At 72.6% G+C, this 13,452-nt stretch carries 10 protein-coding genes; 8 read left to right on the top strand and 2 right to left on the bottom strand.

The features are described 5' to 3' along the window. Positions 1-69: 69 nt before the first annotated feature. Positions 70-1,089 (bottom strand): TAXI family TRAP transporter solute-binding subunit, encoded by a 1,020-nt coding sequence (locus tag AC2CHG_RS17570; protein ID WP_262015186.1) that lies wholly within the window; start codon positions 1,087-1,089, stop codon positions 70-72. Next, the gene (locus AC2CHG_RS17575) at positions 1,065-3,311 is read right to left on the bottom strand and encodes a TRAP transporter permease (protein WP_484525142.1); all 2,247 of its coding nucleotides are present in this window, start codon (positions 3,309-3,311) and stop codon (positions 1,065-1,067) included. The genes AC2CHG_RS17570 and AC2CHG_RS17575 overlap by 25 nt, the downstream gene beginning before the upstream one ends. Positions 3,312-4,325: 1,014 nt before the next feature. On the opposite strand from AC2CHG_RS17575, the gene AC2CHG_RS17580 reads away from it, so the two are divergent. The 8 genes from AC2CHG_RS17580 to AC2CHG_RS17615 form a co-directional block, all read left to right on the top strand. Next, positions 4,326-5,417 (top strand): YihY/virulence factor BrkB family protein, encoded by a 1,092-nt coding sequence (locus AC2CHG_RS17580; protein WP_484525143.1) that lies wholly within the window; start codon positions 4,326-4,328, stop codon positions 5,415-5,417. Positions 5,418-5,619: 202 nt separating this feature from the next. Then, positions 5,620-6,798 carry an ROK family protein gene (locus tag AC2CHG_RS17585; protein ID WP_128137267.1) on the top strand — a complete coding sequence of 393 codons (1,179 nt, stop codon included), beginning with the start codon at positions 5,620-5,622 and terminating at the stop codon, positions 6,796-6,798. Beyond that, positions 6,795-8,375: a sugar ABC transporter ATP-binding protein gene (locus AC2CHG_RS17590; protein ID WP_262015189.1), complete on the top strand. Its 1,581-nt coding sequence runs from the start codon at positions 6,795-6,797 to the stop codon at positions 8,373-8,375. Before AC2CHG_RS17585 ends, AC2CHG_RS17590 begins: the two co-directional genes overlap by 4 nt. Beyond that, on the top strand, positions 8,372-9,460 hold the full coding sequence (locus tag AC2CHG_RS17595) for an ABC transporter permease (RefSeq protein ID WP_484525144.1): 1,089 nt from the start codon (positions 8,372-8,374) through the stop codon (positions 9,458-9,460). Before AC2CHG_RS17590 ends, AC2CHG_RS17595 begins: the two co-directional genes overlap by 4 nt. A gap of 91 nt (positions 9,461-9,551) precedes the next feature. Beyond that, entirely contained in the window at positions 9,552-10,604 is a 1,053-nt protein-coding gene (locus AC2CHG_RS17600; RefSeq protein WP_484525145.1) for a substrate-binding domain-containing protein, read from the top strand. Between the two features lie 53 nt (positions 10,605-10,657). Then, a complete protein-coding gene (locus AC2CHG_RS17605; RefSeq protein WP_402813963.1) occupies positions 10,658-11,830 on the top strand; it encodes a Gfo/Idh/MocA family protein in 1,173 nt (390 codons plus the stop codon). A 207-nt stretch (positions 11,831-12,037) separates the two neighbouring features. Beyond that, on the top strand, positions 12,038-13,186 hold the full coding sequence (locus tag AC2CHG_RS17610; RefSeq protein ID WP_484525146.1) for an inositol-3-phosphate synthase: 1,149 nt from the start codon (positions 12,038-12,040) through the stop codon (positions 13,184-13,186). After that, on the top strand, positions 13,183-13,452 hold a 270-nt coding region (locus AC2CHG_RS17615; RefSeq protein ID WP_484525147.1), incomplete at its 3' end, for a UbiA family prenyltransferase. The genes AC2CHG_RS17610 and AC2CHG_RS17615, both read left to right, overlap by 4 nt.

Raw genomic sequence — 13,452 nt, forward strand, 5'->3', positions numbered from 1 at the left:
CCGGGTCGGGTCGGGGGGGGGGGGGGGGGGGCGGGGCCCGGCCGCAGGGCCGGCCCCGGCCCGTTCAGGTCAGCTCGCGCCGAGGTCGCTCAGCGCCCGCTCCGCGCCACGGTGCAGCGGCACCGGGTCGGTCTTGCGGGCGTTGCCCAGCTCGATGCCCTTCGCCGCCGGGTTCGCCTGGGCCAGGGCGTCCTTGGAGTCGAACACCGTCCGGGTGATCGCGCAGGCCACGTCGGCGTCCAGGTCGTCCCGCACCAGCAGCACGTTCGGCACCACGATGGTGGGCACGTCGGCCGGGGTCCGGTAGATGTCCTTGCCGATGGTGCCCGCCTGGTACGCCGGGTTCAGCTCGGCCATCTTCGGCAGCAGCGGGCTGATGTCGACGAACTTCACCTTGTCTCCGGACGTGGTGAACAGGTCGGTGACCCCGCCGGTCGGTACGCCGCCGGACCAGAAGAAGCCGTCGATGCTGCCGTCCTTCATGCCGTCGACGGTCTTGGTGAGGTCCAGCCGCTGCGCCTGGATGTCCTTGGCCGGGTCCAGCCCGGCGGCGGTGAGCAGGCGGTTGGCGATGACCTCGGTGCCGGACTTCGGCGACCCGGTGGAGATCTTCTTGCCCTTCATGTCGGCCACCGACGTGATCCCCGCGTCGGCGCGGACCACCACCTGCGTGTAGTTGTCGTAGATCCGGGCCAGCGCCTTCACCGGCTGCGGCGCGGTGAAGCTCCCCTTGCCCTGCACCGCGTTGACGGCGGTGTCGAACAGGGAGAACGCCACGTCGTACTGGCCGGCGACGAGCTGCTCGACGTTCTGCACCGAGGCGCCGGTCTCGGCGGCCGTCCCGGTGAGCTTGCCGTCGGTGGTCTTGCTCAGCTCACCGGCGAGCGCGTTGCCGACCACGTAGTAGACGCCGGTGGCGTTTCCGGTGGCGATGCCGACCCGGGTGTCCTTGGTGACCTTGCAGCTGACCTCGCGGGCGGCGTCGTCCTTCGCCGCGCCGTCCTGACGGCCCCCGCAGCCGGCGGCACCGGCGGCGACCAGGACAAGTGCCCCGACGCCCGCCACTATCCTCGCGTCGATCCGTCCCACTCTCTCTCCTCCCCAAGGTCCACGGATTCTTCGACCGCCGGGCGGCCGGGGTGTCCGGCGGCGCCACGTCGGACGTACACGCCCGCGACCGCGAGCGCGGCGAGTGCCGCGCCGATCGCCATGGGCAGCGGTTCCAGCCAGAGCAGCACCAGCCCGGCGATCGCGCCGACGATCCGCTCCGGCACGCCGGCCGGGCCCACACCGGGTAGCCAGCCGCCGGCCGCGACTGCCAGCACCGCGACGCCGAGCGCCGACACCAGGCCGGCCGTCACGATTCGCCCGGGCCCGCCGATGCCGAGCAGCCCGAGGCCGGTCGGCGTGATGACGAAGGCCAGCGGGATCAGGTACGCCGGCAGCGCGTACCGCAGGGTCTGCCACATGGTCGGCACCAGCCGGCCGCCGGTGACCGCGGCGGCGGCGACAGCGGCGAGCGCGGTCGGCGGCGAGACCTCGGACAGCACCGCGAAGTAGAAGACGAACATGGCCGCTGCGGGCGCCTCGACGCCCAGGTTCAGCAGCGCCGGGCCGATGATCACCCAGCCGATGACGAACGACGCGGTGACCGGCACGGCGAGGCCGAGCAGGCTGAGCGCGACGGCGGCGAGCACCGCGGTCAGCGCCAGCACCACCGCCGGCTCCGAGCTGACCGCCTGCGCGCCGTCGATCAGCAGCGCGGCGGCCTGCGGCCCGAGACCGGTCTTCGTGGTGGTGGCGGTGATGATGCCGGCCGCGGCGCAGACGGCGCTCACCGCGAGCACCCCGCGTACGCCGTCGCGCAGCGCCGCCACCAGCCGGGCGGGCGTGAGCCGGTGCCGGCGGTCCAGGAAGGACAGCGCCGCCGCGATCACGGTGGCGATGACGACCGCCCGCATCGCCGACGCGCCGAGCGCCAGCACCACGATGATCACGAGAAGCGAGAGGAAGTGGTAGCCGAAGCGGGCCAGCAGCCGCCACGCCGAGCCGGTGTCGATGACCACCGGGCGCACGCCGGAGCGCCGGGCGTCGATCTCCACGGAGAGCAGGATGCCCAGGTAGTAGAGGATCGTCGGCACCGTGGCCCAGCCGAGCACCTGGAGGTAGGACACGCCCAGGTACTCGGCGATGATGAACGCGGCGGCGCCCAGCGTCGGCGGCGACAGGATCGCCCCCACGCCGGCCGCGGCGAGCATGCCGCCCGCCCGCTCGGCCGGGTAGCCGGCGCGACGCAGGATCGGCCAGGTCACCGCGCCGATGCTGACTGTGGTGGCGGCGCCGGAGCCGGAGACCGTGCCGAGCAGGAAACCCGAGGCGACTGCGGTACGCCCGGCGGCCGTCCGCGAGCGGCGGAACGCGGCGGCGGACAGCTCCACGAAGAACCGGCCCGCGCCGGACAGGTCGAGCACCGCGCCGTAGATCGTGAACAGCACGATGTACGAGGCGGCCACGTCCAGCGGGGTGCCGTAGAAGCCGCTGTCGGAGTTGTAGAACGCGTCGACGAGCTGCCCGAAGTCGAGCCCCGCGTGCGCCACCGGCCAGGACTGCGGCAGCAGGCCGCCGTAGTAGCCGTACCCCAGGAACAGCACGCACACCGCGGGCAGGATCCATCCGGTGGTACGCCGGCACGCCTCCAGCAGCAGGAGCAGCAGCCCGGTGCCGAACGCCACGTCCAGCGGATCCAGCAGGCCCTGCCGGTCGAGGAAGGCGTCGTACCCGCCGCCACCGGCACCGATGGTGACCGGCAGCACCGGGTAGAGGCAGACGACGAGCGCCGCGAGGGCCAGCAGCCAGTCCGCGGGCGTGGGCCCGCGCCGGTCGTCCGCGTCGGCCACGGCGCGTCGCAGCCGCACCCCCGAGGGGTACGCGAGGAACACCACCGGCAGGACGCCGGCCAGGAAGAAGATGAGGTAGTACTTGCTGCCCTGGGCCAGCGGGAAGAACACCTGCCAGAGCGTCAGCAGTCCGACCGCGACGGTGACGCCGGTGAAGAGGATCCCGACCGGGCCGGCGAGCACCCGTCCCGGTTTCTCCTCCTCGAACCGGGCCGCCAGCTCACGGGCGTCCCGGGTCTGGTCCGGGCTCTCGCCCTTGTCGCGGGCTTCGTTCTCGTCCCGGGTGTGGTGCTCGTCCGCGGTGTGGTGCGCTGCTCGGCTGTGGTGGTGCGTCTCGCCCGGCCCGTCGTCGGCCCACTCGGGCCCGGCGACGCTTCCGTCGTCCGGCGGCAGCGACACCACCTCGGCGTCCACGTCGGACCCCGGTCGTCCGCCGGACGGCGGCCGGGGTTTGGGGGGAGTCGCGTCGGAGGGGCGAACGGACGGCACGAGGGGGCACGATACGCGAATAGCGCGCATGTTGGGAACATTGCCGATCGTGATTGCAATGAGTGACGGAATGGAGGTTCGCTCACTCGCGTCGCATATTTCTTGAAACTGTCTCGCAATGATGGGAGGCGGTCTCTCGCGGCTCTCTCCCGATATCTCTTACAACGATGAAAAGCGGGCGTGCCCGTGATGCTTGTCGTCACGCAACGTGTCCACTCAGGTGGGTGCGTCTCCCGTGTCGGCTCGCGCGGGCGGCACCCGTCGCGCCGGGACGTGCGCGCTCGTGCCCGCCGCGCTCACCCGGTGGGGAAATGGCCGGAGAGCGTGTTCGCCGGCTCGCGTTTCCAGGATCATCTCCACTTCCCCGAGGTGGTGGCATCGGAGGACGGATCACGCGTCACTTCAGCGCCCCGGCCGTCGCCGTCCGTACGCCGCCGCTCTCGCTTTCGCGCACGCCGGTGGTCGACCTCGGTGAGTGGAACGTCATGGGTGCTTCCGGTCCCGTTTGACACCCATGACGTTCCACTCGTCGTGACGGTCGTCGAGAGGGTGGCGATTGGTGGTCGCGGGGGAGCGGCCGCCCGCCCGGATTTCGGGCGGGGAGTGGCGGGGTGCCGGTGGGAGCGCCGCCCCCGCCTCCTTTGCTCTGCACCCATCGGCGCACATGGTTACGGAGCGTGTCCGCCGCGCGCATGGCTGCAGAGCAAACGGCGGCGAGAGGGGTGAAGGCGGCGGCAGGGTGCGAGCAGTGGGGCGCGGGTGGGGGCGCGGGCGGAAGTCGAGGGCAGGGCTCGGCCGGGGACCGGGCCGGCAGGGAAGGGGCAGGGAAGGGGCGGGGACCGGTCGCCGGCGGTCGAGTGACCGGTTTGCGGGTGCGGTGGTTATCGCTGCCCTCGTCAGGGCATGTCGTGCGGGACGACATGACGACGAGGAGGTGCCATGGCCGCCCGCGACGACGCCCACGACGTCCACGAGGACACCCGCGACGGGCGCGAGGACGCCCCCGCCGTGCGCGACGACGCCCGCGCCGGGCACGACCGGCCCGACGGGCGGAAGCACGCCGGACCGGTGGGGCCGGACGACGGGCCGGACAGCCCGACCGACCTGTCGGCGACGGGCTGGATGGCGACCCTCAAGCGGACCGTCCGGGAGTTCCAGGACGACAGCCTGACCGACTGGGCCGCCGCGCTCACCTACTACGGCGTCCTCTCCATCTTCCCGGGCGTACTGGTGCTGATCTCGGTGCTGGGCCTGCTCGGCGACCGGGCCACCGAGGGGGTACGGGACACCGTCGGGCAGGCGGTGCCGGAGGAGAACATCCGCCGCATCATCGAGAGCGCGATCGACCAGGCCGGCCAGTCCGGCGGGCTGGCGAGCATCGCGGCGATCATCGGTCTGGTGGCGGCGTTCTGGTCGGCGTCGGGCTACGTCGCCGCGTTCATGCGCGCCTCGAACAGCATCTACGACGTGCCGGAGGGGCGGCCGATCTGGAAGACGCTGCCGGTACGCCTCGGTGTGACCGCGGTGATCGGCGTGATGCTGCTGATCAGCGCCGTGATCGTGGTGTTCACCGGCGGGCTGGCCGAGCAGGCCGGCAACGCGATCGGCCTGGGCGAGACCGCCGTGACGGTGTGGAACATCGCCAAGTGGCCGGTGCTGCTGGTGCTGGTGAGCCTGATGTTCGCGATCCTCTACTGGGCCTCGCCGAACGCCCGGCACGGCGGCTTCCGCTGGGTCAGCCCCGGCGGCGTGCTCGCGGTGGTGCTCTGGCTGGTCGTGTCCGGCCTGTTCGCGCTCTACGTGAGCAACTTCGGGTCGTACAACAAGACGTACGGCGCGGTGGCCGGCGTGATCATCTTCCTGGTGTGGTTGTGGCTGAGCAACGTCGCGATCCTGCTGGGCGCGGAGTTCGACGCCGAGCTGGAGCGCAGCCGCGCCATCGCGGCGGGGCACCCGGCCGACGAGGAGCCCTACGTGGAGCTGCGCGATGATCGCAAGCTGCGGAAGAAGGGCCACGCGCCCTCCCGCTGACCCGAGAACGCACCCGACCGAGATCGCGTCGCCCCGCCCGGAAGTCACACGGGCGGGGCGACGCGTTTTCATGATCCGGAACTCGCTTTTGTTCGTATAGACAAAAGTTTGCATCAGGCGTGCCGAAGCTATGGACATGCGGCCCGGAAGGCTCCTACTGTGTCGGACACGACACACAACGCCGATGCGGAGGTGACTGCCGGTGCGGACGGTCGACCCCCTGCACGTACGGCTTCTGCGACTGCTCCGGGACGAGGGCGCGGTGTCCCGCGCCGAACTCGGCGACCGGCTCCAGATGCCCCGTCCGCGCCTGCTCGCCGAGCTGGAACGCCTGGTCTCCCTCGGATACGTGGCCGAGGCCGGGCTGGCCGCCTCCCGGGGCGGGCGCCGTTCCACGCTCGTCGAGCTGAGCCCGCACCTGCGCTTCGCCGCCGTCGACCTGGGCGCCAGCTCGATCGACGTGGAGGTGGTGAACGGCAGGCTGGAGACGGTGGCCGCCTACACCGAGGCCGCCGACATCCGCTCCGGCCCGAAGGTGACGCTCCAGCGGGTGAACGAGCTGCTGCACAAGGCCAAGGTGGACGGCGCGTACGAGCGGCTCGACGCGGTGGGCATCGGCGTACCGGGGCCGGTCAGCTTCCGTGACGGCGTCCCGGTCTCCCCGCCGATCATGCCCGGCTGGGACCGGTTCCCGGTCCGCGAACTGCTCACCCGCGAGCACGGCTGCCCGGCGGTGGTCGACAACGACGTCAACATCATGGCGATCGGCGAGCGGCACGGCGGCGTGGCCCACTCCGTCGACGACTTCCTGTTCATCAAGATCGGTACCGGCATCGGCTGCGGCATCTACCTGCACGGCGAGGTCTACCGGGGCACCGACGGCTGCGCCGGGGACATCGGCCACATCCAGGTCGACCCGAACGGTCCGATGTGCAGCTGCGGGAACCTCGGCTGCCTGGAGGCGGTGTTCAGCGGCGCCGCGCTGGCCCGGGAGGCGACTGTGGCGGCCCGCACCGAGGTGTCGCCGGCGCTGGCCGAGCGGCTGGCCGCCCGGGGCGTGGTGACCGCGCTGGACGTGGCGCAGGGGGCGATCGAGGGGGACGTCACCTGCATCCAGCTCATCCGCGACGGCGGACGGCGGGTCGGCAGCGTACTGGCCGGGCTGGTCAGCTTCACCAACCCGTCGATGATCGTCATCGGCGGCGGGCTCGCCCAGCTCGGCCACATCCTGCTCGCCGAGATCCGCAGCGTCGTCTACCGCCGCTCGCTGCCGCTCGCCACCGGCAACCTGCCCGTCGTCCTGTCCGAGCTGGGCCCGCGCGCCGGCGTCGCCGGCGCCGCGGTGCTGGCGAGTGACCTCGCGTTCGGAGAAGCAGCATGAGCGAGATCGGACAGCCCGAGGCCCGGCCGCTCGTCGAGGCGCCCGCCGACGCCGTCGCGGGCGAGGTGGTCCTGCGCCTCACCGACGTCGTCAAGACGTTCCCGGGGGTACGCGCGCTCGACGGCGTGCAACTGGAGGTGCGGGCCGGTGAGGTGCACTGCCTGCTGGGGCAGAACGGCGCCGGCAAGTCCACGCTCATCAAGGTGCTGGCCGGGGTGCACCGACCGGACTCCGGCGAGGTGCGCTGGCGCGGCGAGCCGGCCTCGTTCGCCAACCCGCAGGCCGCCATGCGCGCCGGCATCGCCACCATCTACCAGGAACTCGACCTGGTCGACGACCTGTCGGTGGCGGAGAACGCGTTCCTCGGCCACGAGCCGCGCCGGTTCGGTTTCGTCCGGCGGGGGCACATGGCCCGGCGTACCCGGCAGATCCTGGCCCGGCTCGGCCACCCGGAGATCCCGCCGGGACGGCTGGTGCGGCACCTGCCCGCCGCGGGCAAGCAGATCGTCAGCATGGCCCGGGCGCTGTCCCACGAGGCTCGGCTGATCATCATGGACGAGCCGAGCGCGGTGCTTGCCCACGACGAGGTGGCGAACCTGTTCCGGATCATCCGGGAACTCACCGCGCAGGGCATCGCGGTCATCTACATCTCGCACCGGCTGGAGGAGATCCGCGAGATCGGCGACCGGGTCACCGTACTCAAGGACGGCCGGACCACGGCGGCGAGCCTGCCGGCCCGCGAGACACCGACCCGCGACCTGGTCGCCCGGATGACCGGGCGGACCATCGAGTACGTCTTCCCGCAGCGCCCGGCCGACCACGGGGGCGGCGCGGAGCTGTTGCGGGTGGACGGGCTGACCCGGCCCGGCGAGTTCGCCGACGTCTCGCTCGGGGTCCGGGCGGGAGAGATCGTCGGCATCGCCGGGCTGGTCGGCTCGGGCCGGTCGGAGCTGCTGGAGACCATCTTCGGCGCGCGCCGGGCGCACGCCGGGACGGTCCGGGTGAACGGCCGCGCGCTGCGCCCCGGGAGCGTGGGCGCGGCGGTACGGGCCGGGATGGGCATGGCGCCGGAGGAACGCAAGAGTCAGGCGCTGCTGCTCGGCGAACCGATCTACCGCAACGTCACGCTCGCCACGTTCAGCCGGTACGCCCGCCTCGGCTTCACCGACACCGGGCGGGAACGCGCCGAGGCGGACCGCATCGCCGCGTCGCTGGAGCTGCGGCCCCGGGACGTACGCCGGCCGGTGCGCACGCTGTCCGGCGGCAACCAGCAGAAGGTGGTGGTCGGGCGGTGGCTGCTCGGTGACACCCGGCTGTTGCTGCTCGACGAGCCGACCCGGGGCGTGGACGTGGGCGCTCGCGCCGAGCTGTACCAGGTGATCCGCGATCTGGCCGCCCGCGGCGTCGGGGTGCTGCTGGTCTCCAGCGAGGTGCCCGAGGTGCTGGGCCTGGCCGACCGGGTGCTGGTGATGCGGGAGGGCCGGGTGGTCCGCGAGGCCCCGGCCGGCGAACTGGACGAGAACACCGTGCTCGACCTCGTCATGGCGGGGTCTCTCATGGAAGGCGCACCGGCATGAGCGAAGCCACTGACACCTCGCTGCCCGCGCAGTCGCCGCCGGTGGAGCGGGCGGAGACCGCGAAGGTCGGCGCGCCGGCGAAGCTCTCCTGGTGGCGCGGCGACGGCGGGGAGGGCGCCAAGCGCAACCTCGGCCTGCTCGCCACGCTCGTCGTGCTGGTGGTCATCGGCATCCTGACCCGCCCCGACCTCTACGGTGACCCGAACTGGGTGTGGGGCAACACGCTCACCATCCTCAAGCTCGCCTCGGTGGTCGGCGTGGTCACCGTCGGCATGACCTTCGTGATCATCGGCGGCGGCATCGACCTGTCGGTCGGCGCGATCGTCGCGCTCGCCGGGGTCTGGTGCACCACAGTCGCGACGCAGAGCTACGGCGCGGGCGGCATGATCTTCACCGCGCTCACCGTCGGGCTCGCCGTCGGCGTGGTGAACGGGCTGCTCGTGTCGTACGGGCGGCTGGTGCCGTTCATCGCCACGCTCGCCATGCTCGTGGCAGCGCGAGGGCTGGCGGCGGAGATCTCCGACAAGCAGACCCAGGTGTCGGGCAACACGTTCATCAACGGCATCGCCAGCACGAACGTGCTCGGCATCCCGCTGCTGGTCTACATCCTGGTGGCGGTGGTGGCGGCCGGGTGGGTGCTGTTGAACCGGACCACGTTCGGCCGCCGTACGGTGGCGGTCGGCGGCAACCCGGAGGCGGCCCGGCTGGCCGGCATCAACGTCCGCCGGCACACCGTGATGCTCTACGCGCTGTCCGGCCTGTGCTGCGGCATCGCCGCGGTCATGCTGACCGCGCAGGCCACCTCCGCGCAGGCGGCGATGGCCAACCTCTACGAGCTGGACGCGATCGCCGCCGCGATCATCGGCGGCACGCTGCTCAGCGGCGGGCGGGGAACGATCATCGGCTCCCTGCTCGGAGTGATCATCTTCTCCACGATCACCAACCTGTTCGCCATCAACAACCTCTCCGCCGAGGCCCAGAACATGGTCAAGGGCGGCATCATCGTCGCCGCCGTCCTGGTCCAGCAGGTGCAGTTCGGCAGCCTCACCCAGTTCCTCGCCCGCAACCGGGCCACCACCACCTGACCCCACGCGCACATCCCGGCTGCCGTCGTACCGACGGTGGTCCGGCCCGCCACACCCGAAACCACCCCACCACCTCATCCCAGGAGGCGTCATGAGAACACCGCGCCATGACCTGTCCCGCCGCCGGCTGCTCTTCGGCGGGGCCGCCGTCTCCGCCGGGGTGCTGCTCGCCAGCTGCACCAGCAACGAGCAGAACCCGACCGAGGCGCAGACCAAGGCGGCCGGTTCCGGCGCCAACACCGAGACGGGCAAGAAGGTGAGCATCGGCTTCTCCGCCCCCGCCGCCGACCACGGCTGGATCGCCGCCATCACCAACAACGCCAAGGCGCAGGCCGGGGCGTACCAGGACGTGGAGCTGAAGTCGGTCGAGGCCGGCGCGGACGCGGCGGCCCAGCGGGCGGCGCTGTCCACGCTGATCTCGCAGAAGCCCGACGTGATCGTGCTGCTGCCGCACGACGGCAAGGAACTCAACGCGTTCGGCCTGGAGGCGATGAAGGCCGGCATCCCGGTGGTCAACCTGGACCGGGCCTTCCCGGACGCGCGGGCCTACCGGCTGCAGATCAAGGGCGACAACTACGGCATGGGGGTGGCCGCCGCCACCTACATCGCCGAGCAGCTCAAGGCCAAGGGCGTCAGCAACCCGGTGATCGGCGAGATCCCCGGCATCGAGTCGCTGGAACTGACCCAGGAACGCTCGAAGGGGTTCGCCGACACGCTCGCCTCGTACGGGTTCAAGGTCGCCAACCGGCGGCCCGCGGAGTTCACCGTCGACTCCGGTCAGCAGGCCGCCACCGGCCTGTTCCAGGCGCTGCCGAAGATCGACGCGGTCTGGAACCACGACGACGACCAGGGCATCGGCGTGCTCGCGGCGGTCAACCAGGCCAACCGCAAGGAATTCATCATGGTCGGCGGCGCCGGCTCCAAGAAGGCCATGGAGGACATCGCCGCCGACAACACCGTTCTCAAGGCCACAGTCACCTACAGCCCGTCGATGGCCTCCTCGGCCATCTCCCTGGCCCGCCTGATCGGCCAGGGCAAGGGCATGTCCGACCTGGTCGAACTCCAGGTACCGAAGGAGATCGTCCTCGCCTCCGAGACGATCACCAAGGAGAACGCGAGCGACTACCTGAAGCTCGGGTTCTGACACACGGGGGGAGACCCACCTTGTCCAGTCACGACAGCATCCTGCGGGTCGGCATGGTCGGCTACGCGTTCATGGGAGCCGCGCACTCGCAGGCGTGGCGCACCGTGAACCGGGTGTTCGACCTGCCGGCGCGGGTGCGGATGGCGCTCGTCTGCGGCCGCGACGAGCCGAAGGTGGCCGAGGCCGCCGACCGGCTCGGCTGGGACGGCTACACCACCGACTGGCGGCGGCTCGTCGAGTCCGACGAGATCGACGTGGTCGACATCTGCACGCCGGGGGACAGCCACCGCGAGATCGCCCTCGCCGCGCTCGCCGCGGGCAAGCACGTGCTGTGCGAGAAGCCGCTCGCGAACAGCGTCGCCGAGGCCCGCGAGATGACCGGGGCCGCGGCCCGGGCACGCGAGTCCGGGGTACGCGCGATGTGCGGCTTCAACTACCGGCGGGTGCCCGCTGTCGCCCTGATGCGGCAACTGGTGGCCGACGGCCGGATCGGCGAGATCCGGCACGTCCGGGCGACCTACCTCCAGGACTGGATCGTCGACCCGCAGTTCCCGCTGGTGTGGCGGTTGCAGAAGGACAGGGCGGGCTCCGGCGCGCTCGGTGACATCGGCGCGCACATCATCGACCTGACCCAGTACGTCACCGGTCAGCTCGTCAGCGGGGTCAGCGCGCTCACCGAGACGTTCGTGCGTCAGCGGCCGCTCGTGGCCGGGTCGAGCGGCCTGGCCGCGCAGGCCGACGGTAACGGCAGCGCCATGGGGCAGGTGACGGTGGACGACGCGGCGGTGTTCGTGGCCCGGCTCGACGGGGGAGCACTCGCCACGTACGAGGCGACCCGGTTCGCCACCGGCCGCAAGAACGCCCTGCGGGTCGAGATCAACGGCTCGCGCGGCAGCGTCGTGTTCGACCTGGAACGCCTCAACGAACTGGAGTTCCTGGACGCCACCCGGCCCACTGCCGAGCAGGGCTTCAGCCGGATCCTGGTGACCGAGCCGGACCACCCGTACCTGGGTGCGTGGTGGCCGCCCGGCCACATCATCGGCTACGAGCACTCCTTCACCCACCAGGCACGCGACTTCGTCGAGGCGGTCGCCACCGGCGCCGACCCGGCCCCGTCGTTCGCCGACGCGTTGCAGGTCCAGCTCGTGCTCGACGCGGTGACCCGCTCGGCCGAGCGGGCCGCCTGGACGGAGGTGGAGCCCGCTCTGGCCGAAGCTTCCGCCTGACCCGAGGCGGGCCAGGCCCGCCCGACACTCACCGGCGCCGGCCGGCGAGGGCCCGCCCGCGGTTGCGCCCCGCGGCGGGGACGAGGCCGGCTCCGGGGAGCGTGCCGCCGGTGTCCGCCGGCACGACCAGCACGGCCCTCCGGTGCGGCCGGACCGGGATTCCCCGGCCGCACCGGTGGACCGGCCTTACCTGGGGAGGTAGCGCGAATGCGTACGGGTGTCTGGCTGGTGGGTGCGCGCGGCTCGGTCGCCACCACCGCCGTGGTCGGCGGGCTGGCCCTGCGGGCCGGGCTCACCGCGCCGACCGGCTGCGTGACCGAGCTGCCCGACCTGCGCGGGCCCGCCCTGCCGGGCTTCGCCGATCTCGTCTTCGGCGGCCACGACGTGGTCGCCACCCCGCTGACCAAACGCGCCGAGGCGCTCGCCGCCGCCGGGGTGCTGCCCGCCCGGCTGGCCGACGCCGTGGCGCCCGACCTGGCCGCCGTCGAGGCGTCGCTGCGGCCCACGCCCACCGACGGCGACCAGGGCGAACGGATCGCCGCAGTGGTGCGCGACCTGACCGACTTCCGGACCCGGCACGGGCTGGATCGGGTGGTGGTGGTCAACGTCGCCGCCACCGAACCGGCGCCCGTACCGCATCCGGCCCACAGCGACCCGGCCGCGCTGCGCGACGCGCTGGCCGGCCCGGCCGACGTGCTGCCGCCCAGCTCGGGATACGCGTACGCGGCCTTCACCGCCGGCTGCCCGTACGTGGACTTCACCCCGTCCACCGGGGCCCGCCTGCCGGCCCTGGCCGCGCTCGCCGCCGAACGCGGACTGCCGTACGCCGGGCACGACGGCAAGACCGGCGAGACGCTGCTCAAGTCGGTGCTCGCGCCGATGTTCGCGATGCGGCACCTGGCCGTGCGCTCCTGGTCCGGCACGAACCTGCTCGGCGGCGGCGACGGCGCCACGCTCGCCGACCCGGCCGCCAACGCCGCGAAGGTGGGCAGCAAACAGCGGGTGCTCGCCGAGACGCTCGGCTACCTGCCGCAGGGCCACACCCGGATCGAGTACGTCGAGGAACTCGGCGACTTCAAGACCGCCTGGGACCTGGTCACGTTCGCCGGTTTCCTCGGCACCGGCATGCGGATGGAGTTCACCTGGCACGGCTGCGACTCGGCGCTGGCCGCGCCGCTCGTGCTGGACCTGGCCCGGCTCACCGCCGCCGCCCACGCCGCCGGCCGCCACGGCCCGCTGACCGAGCTGGCGTTCTTCTTCAAGGACCCGCTCGGCGCGACCGGCCACGCGCTCGGCGACCAGTGGACGGTGCTGCGGGACTTCGCCGCCGGTCTGCACGCCCGGGTGACGCCGTGACCCGCCTGGCCGACCTGGCCGAGCTGGTGCGGGCGCCCGCCGCGCTCTCCGTACCCGGGGATGTGCTGTCCGGCGCGGCGGCGGCCGGTGCGCTCGGCCCGCGGACACCGGCGCTGGCCGGCGCGTCGGTGCTGCTCTACTGGGCCGGGATGGCCGCGAACGACTGGGCGGACCGGCGGCTGGACGCGGTCGAGCGGCCGGAACGCCCGATCCCGTCCGGCCGGGTGCGCCCGTCGGTGGCGCTCGGCGTCGCGTCCGGCCTGACC

It is taken from the genome of Micromonospora sp. ATLC20 (assembly GCF_057196585.1).

Coding starts and splice junctions, on each gene's coding strand:
- AC2CHG_RS17580 (WP_484525143.1), top strand. CDS start 4,326: ATGGCCGCCCGCGACGACGCCCACGACGTCCACGAGGACACCCGCGAC.
- AC2CHG_RS17590 (WP_262015189.1), top strand. CDS start 6,795: ATGAGCGAGATCGGACAGCCCGAGGCCCGGCCGCTCGTCGAGGCGCCC.
- AC2CHG_RS17595 (WP_484525144.1), top strand. CDS start 8,372: ATGAGCGAAGCCACTGACACCTCGCTGCCCGCGCAGTCGCCGCCGGTG.
- AC2CHG_RS17600 (WP_484525145.1), top strand. CDS start 9,552: ATGAGAACACCGCGCCATGACCTGTCCCGCCGCCGGCTGCTCTTCGGC.
- AC2CHG_RS17605 (WP_402813963.1), top strand. CDS start 10,658: ATGGTCGGCTACGCGTTCATGGGAGCCGCGCACTCGCAGGCGTGGCGC.
- AC2CHG_RS17610 (WP_484525146.1), top strand. CDS start 12,038: ATGCGTACGGGTGTCTGGCTGGTGGGTGCGCGCGGCTCGGTCGCCACC.